1 pseudogene is annotated in these 544 nt (G+C 56.4%); it reads right to left on the bottom strand.

Annotated features, from left to right (window positions below):
* Positions 1-461 (bottom strand): annotated as a pseudogene (locus CNE01S_RS24175) (phage terminase large subunit); the annotation flags it as partial.
* Positions 462-544: the final 83 nt, after the last annotated feature.

Below are 544 nucleotides of genomic sequence, written 5' to 3'. Positions count from 1 at the left end.
TCCAGCGACAGCCCGGCATTAAACTCCAGCTCGGCCTTGATGACCTCCAGCGACTCGGCGGCCTGCTCGGTGGTATCAAACGCAATGATGATGAATTTCTTCAGCTCGCGGACGACGCACCAGAGGTCGAAGAGCTGCTGGCCCAGCGTGGTTTTGGCCTCGCCGCGCGGGGCGGCAATGACTTCATTTTCACTGTCGGGACTCGCCACCACCTGCGGCAGACGGTCATAGAGATACTCGTGCAGCTCGCTGGTCGCCGCGTGTTTAACGTGGTGCGGGAAGTAGGTGTTGACGAAGAAACGAAACCCGGTCACCGGGTCAAAAACCTGTGCCCGGCGCGATTGCACCGCTTCCGGGCTGGCGTCGAGACCCGCACTCTCGCTCTCGATGCGATCGCGCAGTTCCATCTGAATGAGGGCGACTTTCTCGCGAAAAGCCTTGAGTGACGATTTAGAGGCCATTATCCCCTCGCAATACGTTGATACACACTGCTGAATAAAAAATGCTCGTTTTCATTGCATGAACCGGTATTCTTTTATTTCCA

This window comes from Cedecea neteri NBRC 105707 = ATCC 33855 (genome assembly GCF_001571265.1).
In the GTDB taxonomy this organism is placed as follows: Bacteria; Pseudomonadota; Gammaproteobacteria; order Enterobacterales; family Enterobacteriaceae; genus Cedecea; species Cedecea neteri.
This window is presented reverse-complemented; position numbering and strand designations above follow the sequence as displayed.